This is a genomic window from Olsenella sp. KH3B4, assembly GCA_900111695.1.
Taxonomy (GTDB): Bacteria; Actinomycetota; Coriobacteriia; order Coriobacteriales; family Atopobiaceae; genus Tractidigestivibacter.
The window spans coordinates 45856-68859 of the sequence record FOHD01000005.1 but is presented as its reverse complement, the minus strand read 5'-3'; the positions used below and the strand labels follow the sequence as shown (position 1 = coordinate 68859).

General features: G+C 63.4%; 15 protein-coding genes. 11 read left to right on the top strand and 4 right to left on the bottom strand.

Features of this window, described 5'->3' with window-relative positions; all coding sequences use genetic code 11:
- The first annotated feature begins 336 nt into the window (after positions 1–336).
- The 3 genes from gltB (at position 337) to BMX94_RS05915 (ending at position 6875) form a co-directional block, all read left to right on the top strand.
- Positions 337–4956: a glutamate synthase large subunit gene (gltB, locus tag BMX94_RS05925; RefSeq protein WP_091004754.1), complete on the top strand. Its 4620-nt coding sequence runs from the start codon at positions 337–339 to the stop codon at positions 4954–4956.
- Positions 4957–4960: 4 nt separating this feature from the next.
- Positions 4961–6433 carry a glutamate synthase subunit beta gene (locus tag BMX94_RS05920; protein ID WP_091004752.1) on the top strand — a complete coding sequence of 491 codons (1473 nt, stop codon included), beginning with the start codon at positions 4961–4963 and terminating at the stop codon, positions 6431–6433.
- 112 nt (positions 6434–6545) lie between these two features.
- On the top strand, positions 6546–6875 hold the full coding sequence (locus BMX94_RS05915) for a hypothetical protein (protein ID WP_143052278.1): 330 nt from the start codon (positions 6546–6548) through the stop codon (positions 6873–6875).
- Between the two features lie 55 nt (positions 6876–6930).
- Here BMX94_RS05915 and BMX94_RS05910 read toward each other — a convergent pair whose 3' ends face one another.
- Complete coding sequence (locus tag BMX94_RS05910; RefSeq protein ID WP_091004746.1) at positions 6931–7851, bottom strand: zinc dependent phospholipase C family protein; 921 nt, start codon at positions 7849–7851, stop codon at positions 6931–6933.
- Between the two features lie 178 nt (positions 7852–8029).
- Between BMX94_RS05910 and BMX94_RS05905 the strand changes: the two genes are divergently transcribed.
- The 5 genes from BMX94_RS05905 (at position 8030) to BMX94_RS05885 (ending at position 13533) form a co-directional block, all read left to right on the top strand.
- A complete protein-coding gene (locus BMX94_RS05905; RefSeq protein ID WP_091004744.1) occupies positions 8030–8596 on the top strand; it encodes a manganese efflux pump MntP in 567 nt (188 codons plus the stop codon).
- Between the two features lie 230 nt (positions 8597–8826).
- The gene (locus tag BMX94_RS05900; protein WP_091004742.1) at positions 8827–9981 is read left to right on the top strand and encodes an ABC transporter substrate-binding protein; all 1155 of its coding nucleotides are present in this window, start codon (positions 8827–8829) and stop codon (positions 9979–9981) included.
- 69 nt (positions 9982–10050) lie between these two features.
- Positions 10051–11772: an ABC transporter permease gene (locus BMX94_RS05895; protein ID WP_091004741.1), complete on the top strand. Its 1722-nt coding sequence runs from the start codon at positions 10051–10053 to the stop codon at positions 11770–11772.
- A 3-nt stretch (positions 11773–11775) separates the two neighbouring features.
- Entirely contained in the window at positions 11776–12852 is a 1077-nt protein-coding gene (locus tag BMX94_RS05890; RefSeq protein ID WP_032110949.1) for an ABC transporter ATP-binding protein, read from the top strand.
- Between the two features lie 141 nt (positions 12853–12993).
- Positions 12994–13533, top strand: a complete 540-nt coding sequence (locus BMX94_RS05885; RefSeq protein WP_177171349.1) for an HdeD family acid-resistance protein — start codon at positions 12994–12996, stop codon at positions 13531–13533.
- A 409-nt stretch (positions 13534–13942) separates the two neighbouring features.
- Here the strand turns inward: BMX94_RS05885 and BMX94_RS05880 are convergent, their stop codons facing one another.
- Positions 13943–16033: a glutamine synthetase III family protein gene (locus tag BMX94_RS05880; RefSeq protein ID WP_091004738.1), complete on the bottom strand. Its 2091-nt coding sequence runs from the start codon at positions 16031–16033 to the stop codon at positions 13943–13945.
- A gap of 658 nt (positions 16034–16691) precedes the next feature.
- On the opposite strand from BMX94_RS05880, the gene polA reads away from it, so the two are divergent.
- The 3 genes from polA to BMX94_RS05865 all read left to right on the top strand — a co-directional run bounded on the left by polA (position 16692) and on the right by BMX94_RS05865 (position 20750).
- Positions 16692–19442 (top strand): DNA polymerase I, encoded by a 2751-nt coding sequence (gene polA / locus BMX94_RS05875; RefSeq protein WP_091004736.1) that lies wholly within the window; start codon positions 16692–16694, stop codon positions 19440–19442.
- 29 nt (positions 19443–19471) lie between these two features.
- On the top strand, positions 19472–19957 hold the full coding sequence (gene rnhA, locus BMX94_RS05870) for a ribonuclease HI (protein ID WP_091004734.1): 486 nt from the start codon (positions 19472–19474) through the stop codon (positions 19955–19957).
- Between the two features lie 415 nt (positions 19958–20372).
- Positions 20373–20750, top strand: a complete 378-nt coding sequence (locus BMX94_RS05865) for a heavy-metal-associated domain-containing protein (protein ID WP_091004733.1) — start codon at positions 20373–20375, stop codon at positions 20748–20750.
- Between the two features lie 22 nt (positions 20751–20772).
- Here BMX94_RS05865 and BMX94_RS05860 read toward each other — a convergent pair whose 3' ends face one another.
- The gene (locus tag BMX94_RS05860) at positions 20773–22080 is read right to left on the bottom strand and encodes an L-cysteine desulfidase family protein (protein WP_091004731.1); all 1308 of its coding nucleotides are present in this window, start codon (positions 22078–22080) and stop codon (positions 20773–20775) included.
- A gap of 57 nt (positions 22081–22137) precedes the next feature.
- On the bottom strand, positions 22138–22899 hold the full coding sequence (locus tag BMX94_RS05855; protein WP_091004730.1) for an HAD family hydrolase: 762 nt from the start codon (positions 22897–22899) through the stop codon (positions 22138–22140).
- Between the last annotated feature and the right edge of the window lie 105 nt (positions 22900–23004).

Below are 23004 nucleotides of genomic sequence, written 5' to 3'. Positions count from 1 at the left end.
TCTCCACGAGACCTCTCCGTGGATTCAGCATCCGTCAACCGAATGGAGCTAACGGCGCCTCTTCGGCGTGTGGGATTGAGTTGCCGGGCAATGAAATCCCATTGCCGGGGAATGGAATCCCATTGCCGGGAAACTCAATCCCGCGTGGGCGCGGCGCCTTCCCCGGGCACTTTTCGAGTGCGTTTCAGGCGTGTGTATGTTGGGAAGCAAGCTGCCCCCGTTTTTCTTGACGAAACACACCCAGCATAGACTTCCATCGGTACGTAGGGGTTCCCGTGCAAAACGGCGGAAACCCGCATGGCACGCCCGTCCACGGGCGCTTGGAGAGGGGAATACATGGCATCCAACCAGGTGGCCAATGACACCAGCACCGGTCAGGGCCTGTACCGGGAGGAGTTCGAGCACGACGCCTGCGGCATCGGCGCAATTGCTCACCTCAAGGGCCAGAAGTCACACCAGCTGCTCGACGATGCGCTTACGCTGCTCGTGAACCTTGAGCACCGTGGCGGCAAGGGCCTGGAGAGAAACACCGGCGACGGCGCCGGCATCCTGTTCCAGATTCCGCACCGCTTCTTCCGCAAGGAGGCCCAGAAGTACGGCCACCTGCTCCCCGACGAGGGCGAGTACGGTGTGGCAATGGTCTTCTTCCCGCAGGACGAGGAGGGCGCGCAGGTCGCCCGTCGCGTCTTCGAGGAGGGCTGCGCCGAGCAGGGCATACCCCTGCTCTTCTGGCGCGAGGTCCCCATTGATCCGCATGACCTGGGCGAGACGGCTCTCGCGTGCATGCCCACCATCTACCAGGCGTTTCTTGGCCGTCCGGCAAATGTCCCCGCTGGCGACGAGTTCGAGCGCAAGCTCTACGTGTGCCGCCGCACCAGCGAGAAGGCAGCGGGTGCCCACCACGCGCTTGAGGGCAAGATCTTCTACGTGTGCTCCATGAGCTCGCGCACCATCGTGTACAAGGGCATGCTCGTCGCCACCCAGATGCGCAACTTCTACCTGGACCTCAACGATGCCGCCGCGGAGTCTGCGCTGGCGCTCGTGCACTCGCGCTACTCCACCAACACCACGCCCAGCTGGGAGCGCGCCCACCCCAACCGCTACATCGTCCACAACGGCGAGATCAACACCCTTCGCGGCAACGTCAACTGGATTCGCGCCCGCGAGTCGGAGTTCTACTCGCCCGTGCTGGGTGCGGACCTCGGCCACGTGATGCCCGTCATCAACCGCGAGGGCTCGGACTCCGCCATCCTCGACAACGTGCTCGAGTTCCTCACCATGAACGGCAGGCCCCTCTCCCGCGCCGTCACGATGCTACTTCCCGAGCCGTGGGACAAGAACAAGCAGCTCTCCGACGCGCGTCGCGCCTACGACTGCTACCAGTCCATGCTCACCGAGAGCTGGGACGGCCCCGCTGCCATCGCCTTCTCGGACGGCCGCATCACCGGCGCCGCCCTCGACAGGAACGGCCTTCGTCCCGCCCGCTACTACGTCACCCACGACGACCGCATGATTCTCGCCTCCGAGGCGGGCGCCCTGACCGTCGAGCCCGACGAGATCCTGCAGACGGGCTCGCTCGGCCCTGGCCAGATGTTCGTCGTCGACCCCTCTCAGGGCCGCATCATCTGGGACGACGAGGTCAAGGCCCACTTTGCGGCACAGAAGCCCTTCCGCGACTGGATCGACGAGGAGACTCTCTCGGTAAGCGACCTTGCCAAGGGCGAGAAGGACCCCTTCGAGGCAATTGACGCCGGCGTGTCTCTCACCCAGCGCCTGGCGCGTCACGGCTACCACTTCGACGACGTCGAGGAGGCCGTGCGTCCCATGGCCAACACGGGCAAGCCGCCTTTGGCCTCCATGGGCTCCGACGTTCCTCTCGCCGTGCTCTCCGGCCACCCGCGCTCGTTCTTCGACTACTTCAACCAGCTCTTCGCGCAGGTCACTAACCCGCCTATCGACGCGCTGCGCGAGAGCTTCGTGACGTCTTCCGTGCTCTACCTGGGCAACCACGGCAACATGCTCGAGGATTCGCGTAAGAACTGCCAGCTCCTCCGCCTGGATGACCCCATCCTCACCAAGGACGAGTTCGAGCGCATCGCGACGCTCGACCGCCAGGGCTTCCATGCCGCATGCTTCTCGGCCACGTATCCCCGCGAGGCGGGAGAGGGCGCGCTTCGGAAGGCGCTCGAGTCGCTTTGCAAGGGCGTCGAGAAGGCCGTGCGCGCCGGCGCCAACGTGGTGGTCATCTCCGACCGCGCCGGTGACGGCCAGGTGCCCATCCCGTCGCTGCTCTCGGTCTCGGCCGTCCACAACCACATGATTCGCACCGGCATCCGCATGAAGGCCGACATCGTGGTGGAGTGCGGCGACGCCATCACCCCGCACGACTACGCGACGCTCGTGGGGTACTCCGCCTCGGGCATCTATCCCTACATGGCGCATGCGTGCATCACTGCCCTTGCCGAGCGCGGCTCGCTGGGCGTGAGCGCCGAGGAGGGCATCGCCAACTACGACCGCGCGGTCAACGCCGGCATCACCTCGATCATGTCCAAGATGGGCATCTCCACGATGCAGGGCTACCACTCCGCGCAGATCTTCGAGATTGTTGGTTTTGACCAGGGCTTTGTTGACCGCTGCTTCACTGGCACCGTCTCACGCGTTGGCGGCCTTGACGAGGACGGCGTCGAGCGCGAGTGCAACGAGCGCTACGACGAGGCGCTGGCGCTGCTCAAGACCCCGGCGCCCACGCAGCTGGCGAGCTCCGGCATCACCAAGTGGCGCCCGCTTGGCGGCGAGGAGCACATCATCACTCCGCAGGTCATCTATCTGCTGCATCGTGCCGTGCGCGAGAACAGCCCCGAGCTCTTTGCCGAGTACTCCCAGGCGCTGCACCCTAAGGGCCGCGCCATCATGCTGCGCGACCTCCTCGAGTTTGTGCCGCTGGCGTCCGGTCCCGTGCCTCTCGACGAGGTCGAGAGCGCCGACTCCATCGTGAAGCACTTCGAGACCAGCGCCATGAGCTTTGGCGCCATCTCCGACGAGGCGCACCGCGCCCTCGCCATCGCGATGAACCGCATTGGCGCCAAGTCCAACACGGGCGAGGGCGGCGAGAACCCCGACCGCGAGACCACGCTCGCCAACGGTGACTCCGCTAACTCCAAGGTCAAGCAGGTTGCTTCCGCGCGCTTTGGCGTGACGAGCCGCTACCTGGTCTCCGGCGAGGAGATCCAGATCAAGATGGCCCAGGGCGCCAAGCCTGGCGAGGGCGGCCACCTGCCTGGCACCAAGGTCTGGCCGTGGATCGCCAAGGTTCGCAACTCCACGCCTGGTGTGGGCCTTGTCTCGCCCCCGCCGCACCACGACATCTACTCCATCGAGGACCTGGCCGAGCTCATCTTCGACCTCAAGAACGCCAACCCCAAGGCAACGGTCTCGGTCAAGCTCGTCTCCGAGGCGGGCGTGGGCACCATCGCCACCGGCGTTGCCAAGGGCGGAGCCAACAAGATCTTGATCTCCAGCGCCAACGGCGGCACCGGCGCCGCTCCGCGTGACTCCATCTACCACACGGGCCTGCCGCTCGAGCTTGGCCTTGCCGAGACGCAGCAGACGCTGCTCAGGAACGGCCTGCGCTCGCGCGTTGAGCTCGAGGCTGACGGCAAGCTCATGGACGGTCGCGACGTGGCGGTGGCTGCGCTTCTCGGCGCCGAGGTCTTTGACTTTGGTACGGCCGCGCTGCTCTCTCTTGGCTGCCTCATGCAGCGCGACTGCCAGACGGACACCTGCCCCATGGGCATCGCCACGCAGAACTGCGAGCTCCGCAAGCGCTTCCGCGGCAAGCCCGAGCACGTGGTCAACTTCATGTACCTTGTGGCCGATGAACTGCGCCACATCATGGCCGAGCTGGGCTTCCGCACGGTCCAGGACATGGTTGGACACCCCGAGTGCCTGCGCCAGGTCGAGGTTCCGGGCAACTGGAAGGCAAACACCATCGACCTCTCGCCTGTTCTCGCAAGCGTCACCAACGAGTTTGGCAAGAGCGTCCCCGGTGCCGCCGCCCGTCACTACCTGCCCGAGATGGGACCTGCCGACGAGCTCTCAAGCACACTGGACGCGACGCTCTTCGTGCCCTACACCGAGACCGCGCGCCGTACGCTTACTCCGGTGCACTTCCACGCCGACATCGCCAACGTGAACCGCTGCGTGGGCACCATGCTCGGCTCCGAGGTTACGCGCGCGCACCCCGAGGGGCTCCCCGAGGGCTCCATCACCATCGACTGCGTGGGCTCCGGCGGCCAGAGTTTTGGCGCCTTCCTGCCCGCAGGCATCACGATCAACGTCATCGGAGACGCAAACGACTACTTTGGCAAGGGCCTCTCCGGCGGCATCCTCACGGTGTCCCCGGATCCCAGCGCCACCTACAAGTTCGACGAGAACGTCTCCATCGGCAACGTGGCCTTCTACGGCGCCACGGCGGGCAAGGGCTTCATCAACGGCCTGGCCGGCCAGCGCTTTGGCGTGCGCAACTCCGGCGCAACCATCGTGTGCGAGGGCGTGGGCAACCACGGCTGCGAGTACATGACGGGTGGCATGGCGCTCATCCTCGGCGAGGTAGGCATCAACTTCGCAGCAGGCATGAGCGGCGGCGTCGCCTTTGTCTACGACGAGTACGGCACCCTGCCCAGCCGCTGCAACACCGACATGGTGGAGCTCAAGCGCCCCACCGAGCGCGACTTCGAGACCATCCGTGCCCTTATCGAGGAGCATGCGAGAAGGACCAAGAGCCCGCGCGGCATCAAGATGCTCTACATGTACGACGACATCAAGGAGAAGTTCGTGAAGGTCATCCCGCACGAGTACGAGGTCGCGCTCGAGCTCACCGAGGCCGCCGAGGCCGCGGGCAAGACCCACGACGAGGCGGTCGAGATCGCCTTCGAGACCATGAGGAACGGGAGGTAGTGCCATGGGCAAGGTCGGAGCATATATCGACCTCGGAAGGGTCGCCCACGGCGAGAGACCCGCAGCCGAGACGCTCAAGGACTTTGGGGAGTTCGCGGTTCCGCTGGAGGAGAAGGACCAGCGCGCCCAGGCGAGCCGCTGCATGTACTGCGGCGTGGCGTTCTGCCAGACGGGCTTCTCGTTTGGCAAGGCGCGCAGCTCGGGCTGCCCGCTTCACAACCTGATTCCCGAGTGGAACGATCTCATGTGGCGTGGCATGTGGGCCGACGCCGCCGAGCGACTTTCGCTCACCAACCCGCTGCCCGAGTTCACGAGCCGTGTGTGCCCCGCCCCGTGCGAGGCGGCCTGCAACCTGGGCCTGGCGGACGACCCCACCACCATCAAGGACGACGAGCGCGCTATCTCTGATCACGAGTGGGCAGAGGGCGGCCCCGCGCCCCTTGCCCCGGCGGCTGAGGACGCACCTCGCGTTGCCGTGGTTGGCTCTGGCCCCGCCGGGCTGGCTGCATCGTGGGAGCTCGCGCGCCGCGGTGCGCGCGTGACGCTCTTCGAGCGTCACGACCGTGCGGGCGGCCTGCTCATGTACGGCATCCCCAACATGAAGCTCCCCAAGGAGGTTGTCGAGCGCAGGCTCGACCTCATGGAGAAGAGCGGCATCGAGATTCGCTGCGGCGTCGACGCCACCTCGCCCGAGGTTGCAGCCGAGCTTGCCGGCTTCGACGCCGTGGTGGTTGCCGCGGGCGCCGCGCAGGCTCGCGGCCTGCGCGTTCCCGGTGCGGACAACCCCAACGTGGTCTTCGCCGTGGACTTCCTCACGGCGCAGACAAAGGCCCTGCTCGACGGCCACGCCGAGACCCCCGCGGTGAGCGCCGAGGGCAAGGACGTGGTTGTCATCGGCGGTGGCGACACCGGCACCGACTGCGTTGCAACGGCGCTTCGTCAGCACGCAAAGAGCGTCCACCAGCTTGAGTTCCTGCCTGCGCCTCCCGAGGTGCGCGCCGCCTCCAACCAGTGGCCCGAGTGGCCCAACACCAAGAAGACCGACTACGGTCAGGTCGAGGCCGAGCTCGTGCAGGGCGCTGACCCGCGCAGCTGGGCAACGAACACCCTTGAGGTGCTCGAGGACGAGAACGGCGGCGTCCGTGGCCTTCGCGTGGTCTCGCTCGACTGGTCGCACGGCAAGCCCGAGCCCATCGAGGGCTCCGAGCGCGAGATTCCCGCGCAGCTGGTGCTTCTCGCCATGGGCTTCACCGGTCCCGAGGCCTCGATTTACGAGGCGCTTGGCGTCACCACCGAGGAGCTACGTGGCGGCGTGAGGCCCAAGCTCGCCGCAGCGGGCTCCCACCGCACCGTGAGCAAGGGCGAGACGCCGATCTTCGCTGCCGGCGACGCGCGCTCCGGCTCGTCTCTCGTCGTTGCTGCCATTTCCGATGGTCTTGCCTGCGCTGGTGAGGTTGCCAACGCGCTTGGACTCTAACGCATCTCTCGGCCGGTCCCCCTGGGGCCGGCCGAGTGCTTTTGGATTCGTCGCCCGCGCTGCTCTCGCCGTTCGTCCTTGTCACCTCTCGTTCCCGATTGGAGGAAAGGCCATGTCACACGCCTCGTCCGCACCGCTCAGGATGACCGAGATGCGCGAGAGACACCTCTCGCTCAAAAGGGGAGGGACACGGCGCGCAGATGCCATTGGGACAGATGGCCTGATCTGGTCCTCGCAGGATTCGCAAAGGGATACCGACAAGCTCCTCTGGATGGAGGACGGTGTCGAGAAGGATGCGCCGGAGCTCGACGAGCCCACGAGGACGTGGCTCGAGGAGTCGTCCGAGTGGACGGGTGGCGCGGCGGGCGTGTCCGGCGGTGCCGACGGCGCCGATGATGGGGGAGTGGACCCCACGCCCCCAAACACCCTGGTGTGGCTGTGAGAGAGGGATTGCGCCACAAGGCGACTTTCAGCAGCAAGGGTGCCTGTACTCGCCCCTAAGCCGGACGGCCGTCGTAGTTGATGCCGCCCACAATCGCGTCGAAGTGCTCCTTGTCCCCACGGACAAACGCCTCGGCCAGCTGCGGGTAGGCGGCAAGCGCCTCCTCGAAGAGGTCGGCAAAGCTCGCGTGGCTCTTCTCGCCCGTGAATGGGTTTGCCCACTCGTGCCGCTCGAGGTTCGCCGAGACGCACTCGTCCGACTCGGTAACCCGGTGGGCAAACGACTCGGCCATGGAGTGCGGGCGCGCCAGACGCTCGACCGCCCCAATGAGGCGTGTCTTGGTAGATCCGGCAGGCTCGATCCGGCGATAGACCCACTGGTAGTCGCTCACGGCAGCGCCGTACTCCTCCGGGCCCACGTTGAGGCCAAAGACGGCTAGTGCTACCTGCGAGAAGATCGTCCCGCCCACGCGGTCGATGCGCGCGGTGCGCATGAGGTCAGAGGCCGGATGGTGCTCAAGTACGGTGGTGTGCCGCTTTTCCCAGAGAATCCAGGAGTCGATGTCGCTCTCGATGATCGCGTGAATCTCGTGCGAGGCGTCAGAGAGGCCCGGCTGCTCAAGCAGCGCGTACTGCTGCGCGTAGATGAGCGGGTGCGCCGTGCGGTCAAGCATGTAATGGCCGAGAAGCCCCAGCGCAAATGCCCGGCCAATGCGCTCGTCCTCGACGGGCAGATGGCCCACCGAGGAGCGAATGTCACCAAACGCCTTGGTGACGTGGCTTGCGTGCATGTCGTGTGCGAGGTGGCGGCAGGCCGAGGACCGCGCCGGAATGGTGCGGAAGCGCACGAAGAATGGGTCCGGGCCCTCGTTGCCCAGAAGGAAGGCGAGAAGCTCCTCCTCGCCGTCGACAAGGCCTTCGGGAAGACGCTGCGCGGCGTCTTCGCCAAAGATGTGGTGCGTTATCAGAGAGGGCATGGTCGAACTCCTCGGGTACACAATGCCTGGCCGTAGAGCATGGCTCTACAACGGACGAAATCAAGTCTTTAGGATAGTCGAACTTGTGCGTTTTGGGGAGCACCGCATGCGGTACCTTACGTTGGTATTGCTTGGGTAACATTAAGAGCTTAACTGTCGTCCGCCCCAAGGAGCCACATTGAGCCTGCTTGAGATTGTCGTGCTTGGCCTTGCCCTCTCTGCGGACGCGTTCTCGGTCACTATCTCCAACACCTTTGCCTACCGGCATGAGCGCATGTCTCGGCTTGCGCTCATGCCGGTCTTCTTTGGTGTCTTCCAGGCACTCATGCCTGTCGCGGGCTATTTCCTAGGTGGCGTTGCGGCAAAGCTCATCGAGGCCTACGCAGGTGCTGTTACCCTGGTTATCCTGGGCATTATTGGCGGCAACATGGTGCGTGAGGGCGTATCGTCCATACGGGCGTGTCGCAACTGCGAACCGGCTCCTGCCAAGGGGAGGCTTACCCTGCCAACGCTGCTTGTCCAGGCTGTCGCCACCGCGATTGACGCCTTTGCCGTTGGCGTGTCTCTGCGTGCCCAGGCCGTGGATCTTGCGTTCTCGGCGTGCGCGATCGGCCTCACCACCGCCGTCTGCTGCGTTATTGCGCTGGTGCTTGGTCGCAAGCTCGGCACGATCCTTGGCGACCGAGCGGAGATCCTTGGCGGCTGCGTTCTTATTGGTATTGGCATCAAGGCGCTGCTGGCATAACCCCTGGGGGCCATCCCACAGAAGAGCAATCAAGCGCCACTCACGGCCCTGTCGTGCCGCTGAGGGGCGAGCTCCCTCTCGGTAATCGAATTTTGTAAGAAAAATAAGCGAAAAGAGTAAAGATTGATAAAAGACCCAGGCTGTGTTGCCCGGGGGTTATAGGGAGAGCCGCGGTACGCCACGGCATAACGTAACGGGCCCTGGGAAGGCCCGTTGGATTGGGGTGTCCCATGAAGAACGTATCTCGCAGGGAGTTCCTCGGTACAACCGCTGTCGCAGCAGCGGGCCTTGGGCTTGCGGCATGCGGAGGCGGCGCGAGCTCGTCGAGCTCCAGCGGCACCGATACCAGCTCCAGCTCCGGTTCGGACGACCTGTCCCGCATCGCGAGCGACGACTTGATCGAGGCCGCTAAGAAGGACGGCGGACTCGTGGTCTACGGCTCCTGCGAGGAGCAGCACGTGGCCGCCTGTGCGCAGCACTTCCAGGAGCTCTTTGGCATCGAGACCTCCTACCAGCGCCTCTCCACGGGCGAGGTCGAGTCCAAGGTTGAGGAGGAGAACGGCAACCCCTCTGCCGACGTCTGGTTTGGCGGCACCACCGACCCCTATAACGTTGCAGTCACCAAGGGCATCCTCGAGCCCTACGAGGCCAAGAACGCCTCCCACCTCATCTCCGACAAGTTCCGTGATGCCGATGGCAATTGGTACGGCATCTACAAGGGCATCCTCGGCTTCTTCTACAACAAGGACGAGCTCGAGCGCAAGGGCCTCGACGTCCCGCAGGACTGGCCCGACCTTCTCGACGAGAAGTACAAGGACCTCATCTGGATGTCCAACTACAACACCGCCGGTACGGCAAAGCTCATCCTCAACACGGTCATCCAGAAGTACGGGCACGACGAGGGCATCAAGTACCTTGTTGACCTGGACAAGAACGTGCAGGTCTACACCAAGAGCGGCTCTGGCCCGTCCAAGAACGTGGGTACCGGCGAATGCACCATCGGCATTGGCTTCCTGCATGACGCCATCTACCAGATCGTCGACAACGGCTATGACAACATTGGCCTGGTGATTCCGTCCTCTGGCGCCTCCTACGAGGTTGGCGCGACGGCCATCTTCAAGGGCTGCAAGCACGAGAACGCCGCCAAGCTCTGGATCGAGTACGCTCTCTCGCCGCAGTGCGTCGAGCGCGCGCAGGAGGTTGGCGCGTACCAGTTCCTGGTCATCGATGACGCCAAGCAGCCTGCCGTCGTCGAGGAGTACGGCCTCGACCCCGACAACGTCATGGATTACAACTTCGAGGACGCCAAGGAGAACACTGAACAGTACGTCTCCGACATCATGAACGCCCTCGGTGGTGGCGACGACCGCTTCCAGACCGAGTAGCACCCTGCCCTCCGCCCCGAGGCGACGTATGCCTTGGGGCGGAGTGCGTAAAGCGAGAGGAGAGATGCCATGGCACGAGGTCAGAGTGCTCGGCTGGACCAAAAGAAGCTGCTGGCAGACCCAATACTTGTCACCACGATCATCGTCTTGATCGTGTTCTTGACCCTGTTCATCCTGTATCCGCTGGCAATTCTGCTCGTCGATGCCGTGGTGGGGGAGAATGGCCCCACGTTTTCCGTGTTTCAGCGCGTGCTGGCTATGCCGTCCTTCGAGACGGCCATCAGCAACACGCTTGTCCTGGGGCTGTTCGTGGGCATTGTGGCAACGCTCATTGGCCTGCTCTTTGCCTACGTCGAGGTGTACGTCAACCTCAAGTCGCGCTTCATGAGCGGGCTCTATAAGCTTGTCTCAATGCTACCCGTGGTCTCTCCGCCGTTTGTTCTGTCGCTTTCGGTGATTCTGCTCTTCGGCAAGGCTGGCCTCATCACTCGCTCACTGTTGGGCATCTATGACAACAACGTCTACGGCTTCTGGGGCATCGCCCTCGTGCAGACGCTCACGTTCTTCCCTGTGTGCTACATGATGTTCAGGGGCCTCCTGAGAAACATCGACCCCTCGCTCGAGGAGGCTGCCCGCGACATGGGCGCCTCTCGTTGGAAGGTCTTCACAAGTGTCACGCTGCCACTCATCCTTCCTGGCATGGGCAACGCGTTTCTCGTCTCCTTCATGGAGTCGATCGCGGATTTCGCGAACCCCATGATCATCGGCGGCTCCTACGACACGCTCGCAACATCCATCTACCTGCAGATCACTGGCGCCTACGACAAGCAGGGTGCCTCGGCCATGTCGTGCGTGCTTCTCGGCATCACGCTCATCATGTTCATTGTCCAGAAGTACGTGCTCGAGCGTAAGAGCACGGCCACCCTCACGGGCAAGGCGGCGCGCGGCCGCATGCTCATCACCGACAACTCCGTGCGCATCCCGCTGTCCGTGCTTTGCGGCGCCGTCGCCATTTTCGTCGTTGCCCTCTACGTGTGCGTGCCGTTCGGCGCCCTGTTCAAGACGTGGGGCTATGACTACTCGCTCACGCCCAAGTGGTTCATCCAGGTCTTCACCCTCCACCACGGCTTCGAGGCCTTCGCCGACTCGTTTGGCCTGTCGCTCATTGCGGCACCGCTCACGGCCCTGCTCTCGATGGTCATTGCGTACCTTGTGGTGAAGCGTCGCTTCGCCGGCCGCGGGTTCATCGAGTTTGTCTCGATGCTTGCCATGGCCGTCCCCGGCACCGTCCTGGGCGTCGGCTTCATTCGCGGCTTCTCGAGCGGCGTCTTCCACAGCGGCTTCATGCAGGGGCTCTACGGAACGGCCGCCATTCTCGTCATCGTGTTTATCGTGAGGTCGCTGCCCACCGGCACCCGCTCGGGAATCTCGGCGCTGCGCCAGATTGACAAGTCCATCGAGGAGTCTGCCTACGACATGGGTGCCAACAGCTTCCAGGTCTTCATGACCGTCACGCTGCCGCTCATCAAGGACTCGTTCCTCTCGGGCCTTGTCACCGCGTTCGTGCGCTCCATCACGGCAATCTCGGCCGTCATCCTGCTGGTCACACCGCAGACCCTCATGATCACCGTCCAGATCAACGAGTACGCCGAGAAGGGCGCCTATGGCATTGCCTGCGCCTTTGCCACGATCCTCATCATCATCACCTACGCGGCCGTTCTGCTTATGAACCTCTTCATCAAGCACTTCGGCACCAGCGCAAAGATCAACGCCAAGAGCGAGGAGGAGTAACCCATGGCCAAGGAGAAGAAGGGTGTGCGTCTTGAGCACATCTCCAAGATCTACCAGGATCCCAAGACCAAGAAGGACTTCTACGCCGTCCACGATGCCAACCTGGAGATAGCGCCCGGTGAGTTCGTGACGCTGCTTGGCCCCTCTGGCTGCGGAAAGACTACCATCCTGCGCATGATCGCCGGCTTCGAAAGCCCGGACGAGGGACAGATCTACCTGGGCGGCGAGCCCATCAACGACCTTACCCCCAACAAGCGCGACACGGCCATGGTCTTCCAGAGCTACGCTCTGCTCCCGCACTACAACATCTTTGATAACGTGGCGTACGGCCTCAAGATCCGCAAGCTCCCCGCCGACGAGATTCGCGACAAGGTCACGCGAATCCTGGGCATGGTTGGCTTGGAGGGCATGGAGGATCGCATGACCAACCAGCTCTCGGGTGGCCAGCAGCAGCGCGTTGCCCTGGCGCGTGCCCTGGTCATCGAGCCCTCGGTCCTGCTCTTCGACGAGCCTCTCTCGAACCTTGACGCCAAGCTGCGCGTGGAGATGCGCACCGAGGTGCGTCGCATCCAGCAGGAGGCGGGCATCACCGCAGTCTACGTGACGCACGACCAGTCCGAGGCCATGGCAATCGCCGACAGGATCATCGTCATGAAGCGTGGCGTCATCGACCAGGTTGGCGACCCGCACGCCGTCTACTATCGTCCCGTCGACGAGTTTGTGGCCGACTTCATTGGCGAGTCCAACTTCCTGCGTGGCAAGCTTGCCGAGAAGGAGGGTGACACCGGTGTCGCGACCATCGAGGGGCACAGCGTTGAGGTTGACGGCGTTTCCGCCCACAGCGTGGGCGATGACATCACCCTGGTGCTGCGTCCCGAGGCGGCCACCCTCGCTGACGAGGGCGTCCTCCACTGCAAGGTCACACTCTCGCGCTTCATGGGCAGCTACCAGAACTACCAGGTCATGGTAGGCAACACCCTTGTCAAGATTCAGGACTTCAACCCCAAGACCCACAAGATCTATGAGGTGGGCGACGATGCCTTTGTGAGCTTCACAAAAGGCGACGTTCACGCACTGTGAGACAAAGTGGCAGTCTTTTGTCTCATTTGCGGGCGGCTCCTACGCTATGGTGCAGGGGCCGCCCGCTCTTGGTATTGGTCGGCACTACTGATGGGTATGACAAAAACATGTACGTTTGGTTCGCGTGTCTGGAGGCATGCCATGGATAGCAAGTTCACGAGCACGAAGCTGGGGGCCATCGTTTCCGGCGTTGCTCTGGTGGTCATGGGGTTTATCCTCTTCACCAATCCCACGACGGCGATGATGACCATAACCGTCATGCTTGGATGGGTGCTGGTCGTCATGGGTGTCGCTTCTCTTGCGAGTGCTCTAACGCGGTGGAGCGTGATTCTCTCGACGGCAGACCTCTACGCGGGTATTGTCGAACTGCTCTTTGGTGTTCTCCTCGTGAACATTCCCGGCTTCTTTGTGACGTGGATCTTTATCCTGCTGGGCATCTTTGTTCTGGTCTCGGGTCTCAATTCGCTGTACGGAGCAAACGCCCTTCAGGCACTGGGGCTGCAGAGCGCCGGGAAGGCCAAGGGTGGGGCGATCCTTGCCATTGTGCTGGGCGTTCTCGTGCTTGTCTCGCCGGGGCTCTTTGCCGACACGGCCATGATCATCTGCGGTATTGCGCTCATCTATGCGGGTGTAGTTCGTATCGTGGATGGTGTCCGCATGCCCAGCGAGCACAGGGCGTAGGAGAGCTCGGCGGTCGCAGGGAACTGCGGGCGACGACCACGCGGATGGCAGCCAATAATCGCTGAGGTGCGCGTGGCTTTGGTCTCAGCCGCTTTTCCTCAGTGGCCTGATTCATTGATGTTGGGAGCCCTCTGCCCAAAAATTGCGGTTGCCGGTCCTATTTGGGCGAATCGCCGAGTACGAAGCTTCTAACTTTTTGCAGAGCCGCAGGTAGGAAAAAGGCACCTGCAAGGTGATACTAAGCAAAATTCCGTTTTTTGACCGGCAACCGTAAATTTTGGGCAACGGGGCCCCTAACGGGGTTCCTTCGATGCCTTCGGAGGGGCGCTTTGCAGCTGTCATGGTAAAGAGGAGCACCTCCGCAAGTCTAGTTGCGGAGGTGCTCCCGTTTTTTGCTCTTGTCCTGTGCCTACACGTAGAAGAGCATTTTGTTGTAGCTCGGGACGGGCCAGTAGTCGTGGCCGCAGACCTTCTCCATGCCATCGACGGCGGTGCGCAGCGCGGCCATCGCGGGGATGACGACATCGCGGTAGCAGTTGTCGGCGGCCTGCGGGTCCTCAAGGCCCTTGGCCTGGGCGTTCTTGGCCTCGAGGTCGTCCACGGCGTCAGAGATGGCATTGATGCCGTCGGTGAGGACGCTCACCATCCTCTTTTCGGCCTTGGCGTCGATGCCCAGCTCGGCCTTGGTGGCGACACTCGTGGCGATGTCGCCGGAGTAGTCGAAGAGGGCCGGCAGGTACATGTGGCGCGTCATGTAGACCATGGTGTTGGCCTCGATGTTGAGCAGCTTCGCGTACTGCTCGGCCTTTGCCACGTAGCGGGCGTGGACCTCGGGCTCGCTGAGGACGCCGTACTTCTCGAAGAACTTGATGTTCTCGGGCTTGATCAGCGCGGGCAGGGCATCCGGCGTGGTCTTGAGGTTGGGCAGGCCACGACGAGCGGCCTCGGCCTCCCACTCCTCGGAATAGCCGTTGCCATCGAAGAGGATGCGCTGGTGGTCACGGAAGGTGTGGCGCACGAAGCGCATGGCGACGGTGGTGAAGTCCTCGTCGGCACGGTCGGCGACGTAGTCCACGAAGCGCTCGCACTGCTCGGCGACGGCGGTGTTGAGGATGACGTTGGGGTCGGAGAGGTTCTGCTGGCTGCCGCACATACGGAACTCGAACTTGTTGCCGGTGAAGGCGAACGGGGAGGTGCGGTTGCGGTCGGTGTTGTCGCGCAGGACCTCGGGCAGCTGCGGGACGCCCAGGTCAATGGACTCGCGATCGTGGGCCTCGGGCTGCTCCTTCTTCACGAGTGCCTCGACGATAGGCGTGAGGGCGTCGCCCAGGAAGACGGAGATGATCGCCGGAGGCGCCTCGTTGGCGCCAAGGCGGTGGTCGTTACCGGCAGAGGCCACGGACATGCGCAGCAGGTCGGCGTGGTCGTCGACGGCAGCAACCAGGCAGGCGAGAAAGACCAGGAACTGCAGGTTGTCCTGCGGGTCGTCGCCCGGCTCGAGGAGGTTCTTGTTGTCGGCGCAAAGCGACCAGTTGTTGTGCTTGCCGGAGCCGTTCACGTAGTCGAAGGGCTTCTCGTGCTGCAGGCACACCAGGCCGTGGTGGGAGGCGATGAGCTTCATCTTCTCCATGGTGAGGAGGTTGTCGTCGATGGCGAGCGAGCCCTTCTCGAAGATGGGGGCAAGCTCGTGCTGGCTCGGCGCAACCTCATTGTGCTTGGTCTTGGCGGGAATGCCAAGCTTCCAAAGCTCGTCGTCCAGCTCCTTCATGAACTCGTTGACCGTCGGGCGGATGGCACCGAAGTAGTGCTCCTCGAGCTCCTGGCCCTTCGCGGGCTCGCAGCCAAAGAGCGTGCGGCCGGTGAGAATGAGGTCGGGGCGGGACTGGTAGTCCTCCTCCTTGATGAGGAAGTACTCCTGCTCCGGGCCGATGGTGGTGTAGACGCGGTGCGGCTTCTGGCCGAAGAGGGCCAGCAGGCGCTTGGCCTGCTTCTCGAGGGCGACCTCGGAGCGGAGCAGCGGGGTCTTCTTGTCGAGCGCCTCGCCGGTGTAGCTGATGAAGGCGGTGGGGATGCAGAGGACCTCGTCCTTGATGAAGGCGGGGCTGGTGGGATCCCACACGGTGTAGCCGCGGGCCTCGAAGGTGGCGCGCAGGCCGCCGGAGGGGAAGCTCGAGGCGTCGGGCTCGCCCTGGACCAGCTCCTTGCCGGAGAAGGTCATGAGCACCGAGCCGTCACCGTTGGGGGAGATGAAGCTGTCGTGCTTCTCGGACGTGATGCCCGTGAGCGGCTGGAACCAGTGGGTGTAGTGCGTGGCGCCCTTCTCGAGGGCCCACTCCTTCATAGCGTGAGCGACCTCGTTGGCGATGTCGATGTCGAGAGGCGCGCCCTCTTTGATGACCTGCATGAGCTTCTTGTAGGTCGGTTTGGGGAGGCGTTCCTGCATGTCCTTGTCGGTGAACAGCAGGCTCCCGTATTCCTCTGAGACCTTGTCTGTTGCCATACTGCCTCTTCTCCTGTCCCTGAACTGTCCCGGAGGCGCCATGCGGGGGTTGCTGCTCGTCTAGCGCCCTTGTACGGACACCACTGTACCGTGGCTTTGTTTCCCAATGTTGGCAGAGCTTGTTTCTACGCAATTTCAAGGAAGGGAAGGTTGAGGGACAGATGTTGCGGGTTCGCGAGCTGCGATTTGGCGTAGCGCTTCTCGCCGTGGAGTCTTTGCTCGTACGTTTTGAATTCACGCATGCGCCAAAACACGCTTCGTTACATTTATTTGCCACTGCCTGCATCGAACTGGCCTTCGTTACATGGGTTTATAGCAGGGGGCAAAGTAGCATGACCCGTATGTAGTAATGCTGTCGCCATATACCACTATATGTTGTGTACATTAGACAGCTGATACTCAGGGGTTGCCAATAACTAGGTGTAACGGAGGACAGTTCGGCGCAAAGATGGCGAAAAAAGTGTAAGGAAGGCTAGTTCGATGCAAAGAGCTTGCTTCAACCAAGCTCTGATGAGCCTTCCCTTGCCTCCGGGCATCGATGTCCCAGGAGGAATTGATCCGGGAAGCTATGGGCACCTCCCGTTCATCCTTCCGCCGTGACCAATTCCGTCTGGCTCCTCGGTAAAATGGATGGGCCAAGACGAGAGGGGACAGTCACATGTCAGAATCCGAGGAACTCATTCCGGGCGCTATCGATATCGCGGACACCGCCCGCCGAACCATAGCCGTTATCGACGGCAACTCGCTCATGCACCGTGCGTACCACGCGATCATGCAGCCCATGACCGCTCCGGACGGTCGCTCCACCAACGCCCTCTTTGGGTTCTTCAACATGTTCATCAAGATGGTCGAGACCTTCCATCCAGATGGCATCATCTGCGCTTTCGACAAGGGCAAGCCAAAGGTCCGCATGGAGAAGCTCCCCCAGTACAAGGCACAGCGACCGCCCATGGACGATGCCCTGCACGAGCAGTTCCCCATGGTCAAGGACCTGCTGCGCGCGCTCGACGTGCCGGTTTGCGAGCTCGAGGGCTGGGAGGGCGACGACATCCTGGGTACCCTCGCACGACGCGGCGAGGCAGCGGGCTACGAGATGCTGCTGTTCACCGGTGATCGTGACATGTACCAGCTGGCCACGGAGCACGTGAAAATCGTCTCCACAAAGAAGGGCGTCTCTGAGGTCCAGATCATGACTCCCGAGAGCGTCGATGACCTCTACCACGGCATCACGCCCGACCTCGTGCCGGACTTCTACGGCCTCAAGGGTGACACCTCCGACAACATCCCAGGCGTGCCGGGCATTGGTCCCAAGAAGGCCGCCGCCCTCATCGTGAAGTACGGCAACCTCAACGAGGTCATTGCCCATGCGGATGAGGTCAAGGGCAAGATGGGCGAGAACCTCCGCGCCCACGTGGATGACGCTCTTATCTCCCGCGAGATAGCGACCATCCGCACTGATGCCCCAATCGACATCGAGCTCTCTGACGCGAAGTTCCCCACCTTCGATCCCGCCGAGGTCACCAAGGCCTTCTCGGCGCTTGGGTTCACCGGGCTTACGGGAAGGCTCGCGCGCCTTGGGGGCGGAGCTGGCCGTGTCTCAGCTGCTGCCACAAAGGGTGACGCGGATTCTGGTACCGCCGTTGACACCGGTGACGTGGCAGGTACGGAAGTCTCGGTGCCCAAGCCGCTTGAGGGTGAGGCCGCCATGGCTGCCCTGGAGGGCGCTGCAAAGGGGGAGGGCTGGCTCGGCTGCGCCGTCGAGGAGGATCCCTCTGCTGGTACGCTCTTCTCGCAGGGCTACACGCTGTGGGTCTCGGTGTCCGACGACACCTTGCTTCGCTTCGAAGGCGCCGCGGCAGACGCTGCGCTCAAGTTCGCCTTTGCGGAAGGGCACGTCGTGTCGGGCGACGTCAAGGCGCTCTTCCACCAGCTCTCGCCGGTCGACTCGTCGCTTCCAGAGAGCATGCCGGCAAGGAGCGTCGCCCCCGAGCGCATCTTCGACGTGGGCGTTGCTGTCTACCTCCTGGAGTCCGACCGCTCCTCCTTTGAGGTGCGCGGCCTTGCCGAGCAGTTCCTCTCGTCCGCGCTTCCCGAGGAGGGCTCGGCGCCTGCGGCTGCCGTCGAGGCCGTCGCTTCGCGCCTGCTGGTGCCGGTGCTTGCCCAGCGCCTTGCCGACGACGGGTCCGCTGACGTCATGAACAAGATTGAGATGCCGCTTTTGCCGGTGCTTGCCCAGATGGAGCGCGTGGGGCTCTCTGTTGATCCAGCAATTCTCGCGCGACAGTCTGCCGAGCTTGGCGCCGAGATAGACCAGATGGTCTCTGACATCCACGCCATGGCGGGGGAGGACTTCAACATCGACTCTCCGCAGCAGCTCTCGCACATTCTCTTTGACGTACGCAAGCTGCCCACGTTTGGCATGAAGCGCACCAAGCGCGGCTTCTACTCGACAAACGCCAAGGTCCTCGCCGACCTTGCCCAGACGGACGAGCTGGTTGCCAAGGTGCTGGAGTACCGCGAGCGCGCCAAGATCAAGTCGACTTACCTCGACGCGCTACCGGCGCTCATCAGGGGCGACCACCGTATCCACACCACGTTCAACCAGACGGTCGCGGCAACCGGGCGCCTGTCGAGCTCAGATCCCAACCTGCAGAACATCCCCACCCGCTCTGAGCTGGGGCATCGCGTGCGGACTGCCTTCACGGTGCCCGAGGGATCGGTCTTTCTCACCTGCGACTACTCGCAGATCGAGCTGAGGCTTCTCGCGCACCTCTCTGGCGACGAGCACCTTATTGCCGCCTTCAACGAGGGCGCGGACTTCCACGCCGCCACCGCCGCGCGCGTCTTTGGCGTGCCCGTCGAGGAGGTTACGCCGCAGCTGCGCAGCCGCGCGAAGGCCGTGAACTTTGGCATTGTCTACGGCCAGCAGGCATACGGCCTTGCCACATCGCTCAAGATCCCACGCGCCGAAGCGCAGCAGATGATCGATCGCTACTTCGAGGCGTACCCTGGGGTTCGGGCCTACCTTGACCAGTCCGTTGCCTTTGCACACGAGCACGGCTATGCCATCACCATGTACGGTCGCAAGCGCCACATCCGCGAGTTCCAGCAGAGAAACAAGCAGCTTGTTGCCTTTGGCGAGCGTACGGCGATGAACCACCCCATGCAGGGCACGGCGGCGGACATCATCAAGATTGCCATGGCCCGTGTTGAGAAGCGCCTTGCCGAGGAGGGTCTGCGCTCAAAGCTCGTGCTCCAGATTCACGACGAACTGGACCTCGAGGTGCCTGTAGATGAGATTGACGCAGCGTCTGCGCTGGTCAAGGAGACTATGGAGGGCGTGGTGCAGCTCAAGGTGCCGCTCATCGCGGAGGTCTCCTCTGGCGCTACGTGGGCCGACGCGAAGTAGGGGGTACGGTGGCACAGGGAAAGACGCGCATGCGCGTGGTGGCATACTCCGACGGCTCCTCCCGAGGCAATCCTGGTCCGGGAGGCTTTGGGACCGTGCTGCTCTACACGGATCCCGCTGGGCAGACGCACAGGCGCGAACTCTCGCAGGGGTATCGGCGCACGACGAACAACCGCATGGAGCTCATGGGCGCCATCGCCGCACTGGAGGCGCTCACTCGGCCATGCAGCGTGGAGCTGCACTCCGACTCGCAGTACGTAGTGAAGGCGTTCAACGACCACTGGATCGACGGGTGGATTCGTCGGGGCTGGAAGACCTCGCAGAAGCAGCCGGTGAAGAACGTCGACCTGTGGAACCGCCTGCTCGCGGCGATGGCGCCGCACGACGTGAGCTTTGTCTGGGTGAAGGGCCATGCGGGACATGACCTCAACGAGCGCTGCGACGAGCTTGCCACCACGGCGGCGGACGGTGACGCGCTCGCGGAGGACGAGGGCTTCTCGGACGCGGACGTATAGGCGCTTGGTGCTTACGCGGTTCACGTGACGCCGGTGGGTATTGCTTGGTGGTCATTACTGAGAAAACCTGCCTTCCGGCGAGGAATTGACGCCAGAGCCGAGACTTAGTGCGCAAGCGCTGCGAAAGTCTGCCCTCCGGCGAGAAACGGGCGCCGGAGCAAGGGGTTCCGACGGTATCCCGTACGAGAAGTCCTCTCCGGCGTCATTTTGGCGCCGGAGGAATCGTCCCGTGGGCGATTGCTGCAACAACGGGGCTTCGAGCGCCATTTTTCACCGAAGGCGCCATTCTCGCATGGTCCGTCGTCCTTCTTGTGGGGGAGCCCCTTCTTGTAGGGGGAGGCGTGTGCGCTTTTCGGTGCTATAGTTATCTATGGTTAACTATAGGTCGCCTCAACCACAAAGAGAGGAACATCACATGAAGCCGATTGACGTCATTCTCGTTGCGGCAGTCGTCGCCATTCTCGCCGTTGCCATCCGTCGCTTTGTTGGCACAGCAACGGGCACGCGCGACTGCTGCAGTGGCGCGAAGAAGTCTGCAGGCAAGCAGTTCCGCGCCCGCACGATAGAGGACACAGACGAGAACCACTATCCCTACCAGGCAGATCTTGAGATTGGCGGCATGAGCTGCGAGCACTGCGTGGAGAATGTCACCCGCGCCCTAGACTCTGTCGACGGCACCTGGGCGACGGTCTCGCTCGCGGGCGGTCGCGCGCACGTGCGCTCGAAGTCGCCCATCGACGAGGAGACATACCGCAAGGTCGTCGAGGAGGCCGGCTACCGTCTGGTGGGATGAGACAAAGGGAACTCCCTCTGTCTCACGAGCAGACGGTCTTGCCAATCATGATGTTGAGGATCTCGACGTCGGTGGGGTGCATGCCCACGCGGCCAACGTAGCCCATTGAACGAATGGTCTCCTCGGCCGTCTCGCCGATAAGGCCCTCGCCAGGCCTGAAGTCCACGTTTGCCAGGGCCATGTCGCAGCCGAGAATGGCCGCATCCACCGCGGCAGCGATTTTTGCCGCGCAGCTGGGCTTGGCCCCGTCGCACACGATGCCGCCCACGTTGGCAAGCGTGTTCGCGATGGTCGCCTGGTACTGCCCGAAGGAGCCCCCGCGCAGGTAGCACACTGCGGCACCCGCGCCGGTAGCTGCGGTCACGGCCCCGCAGAACGCCGAGAGCTCGCCGATGAATCGCTTGGCGTGGATGGCGGTGAGGTCCGAGAGCGCCACGGCGCGCAGCATCTCGTCGTGGGGCACCCGCAGGTAGCGGGCGTACTCGACTACCGGCAGCGAGCACGTGATGCCCTGGTTGCCGCTCCCGCAGTTGATGACCACAGGCATGGCGCAGCCGCTCATGCGTGCGTCAGAGCCTGCCGCCGCGGCCGCCCGCGCACGGCAGGAGATGTCATCCGGCCGTGTGAGCAGGAGCGTCTTCCCAATGCGCGCACCCCAGTCGCCCGAGAGTCCCTCGTCCGAGATGGCGCCGTTGAGCTCCACCTGGCGCTCGACCATCTCGCGGATGTCCTCGACGTCGACCTCGTGCGCAAACTCCCAGATTCCTTCGAGGGAGAGGGACGAGAGGCCCGGCTCCTCCGGCTCGCCGTCGGTTTCGCAGGTGTCCTGCTCGCTCGGCGCGACCCCATCCACGCCAACGGTCGCCCCATCGCGCGCAAGCTCGACCACGTTGGTGTGCCTGCCGGCCACGCACGCCACGCCGGTATGACCCTGGGCTGTGGCAACCGCGCGCACGTAGAGGTTAGGCACGCCCTCGGCGAGAGAGACCGAGCAGAACCCTGCCGAGACAAGCTCCCGCGTGCGCCGGCGGTCCTCCTCGCCTACGCCCTCAAGCACCTCAAGCGCCCGCGTGGCGTCCCCGCCAACGGCACCAAGCGTAGCCGCGGCCTCAATGCCGCGCTGGTCGCCCGAGTTGGGCACCGTCACGCTCTTTACGTTCTTGATTATATTGCCGCTGCAAGAGATCTCGAGGTGCTCCGGCATGGCACCCAGTGCGTCACGGGCGAGGGCAGCAACGTAGGCCACGGCGATGGGCTCGGTGCAGCCCAGGGCGCAGACAAGCTCACGCCCCAGGATGTCCAGATAGGTGTCGTAGGTGCTGCGGTCCATGGGCCCTCCAGCCGTCGTTGTGCGCGGCTTCGCGCGCGGTTGGAGGAAACGGTAGCGCTAGAGGGAGCCGATGTCACGCTTGTTGGACTCCTCGCCGTCAAACCTCCGGATGATGTTGGGCAGCTCGCGGGCAAGCCGTGACATGGGGCCATGCCATACGGCGCGCCTCGGCCACGCGTGGCCAACGTAGATGGTGCGAAGGCCGCAGTCGGGATGGGGGAAGTCGCGGCGCGAGTCGTTGCCCACCATGAGGCACTCGTCGCACGTGAGCCCGAGCGCGTTGACAAACTCCTGGTAGAACCGGGCGTTTGGCTTGAGCCTGCGCGAGTTGTCCCAGTTCGAGACAAGCGAGAAGTCCGTTGGCGAGACGTCCGCCCAGTCCATGCGCGCCTCGACGCACGCCTCTGAGAAGGCGGGGTTTGTCGCGAGCGCGCAGGTGAGACCCAGCTCGTGCACCATATCGACGGCGGCGCGACCCCCGCGCTGCGGGCGTGCCGCAACGATGCCGCCGCGCATGCTGGGCACGACCTCGCGCTCGTAGAAGTCGATTGCGTCCGCGATTACAGGGTCGTCAAGCGGGATGCCAGTGAGGGCGTGAAACTCGCGGACGAAGAGCTGGCGGTTGGTGAGGTCGTCCGAGCGAGCCTGGTCCTCCAGCGCGAGATAGCTCCTCATGAAGGGGGCACCCATGAGCGGCGCCGGCGTGCGGGAGATATCGCCGATAAGCCCAGAGAGACCGGCGACATAACGGGTCATGAACGCGGTGAAGTTGATGTCAAGCAGGGTGTCGTCGAGGTCGAAGAGAACCGCCTTGATCATGCTGCCCGGACCTCCTTCCCTGTCTTGCTCGTGACCATGCCCTCGTACCCCTTTGCAGCCCAACAAAACATTACGTTCACATGTTAGGCTACGCGCATCCATCTC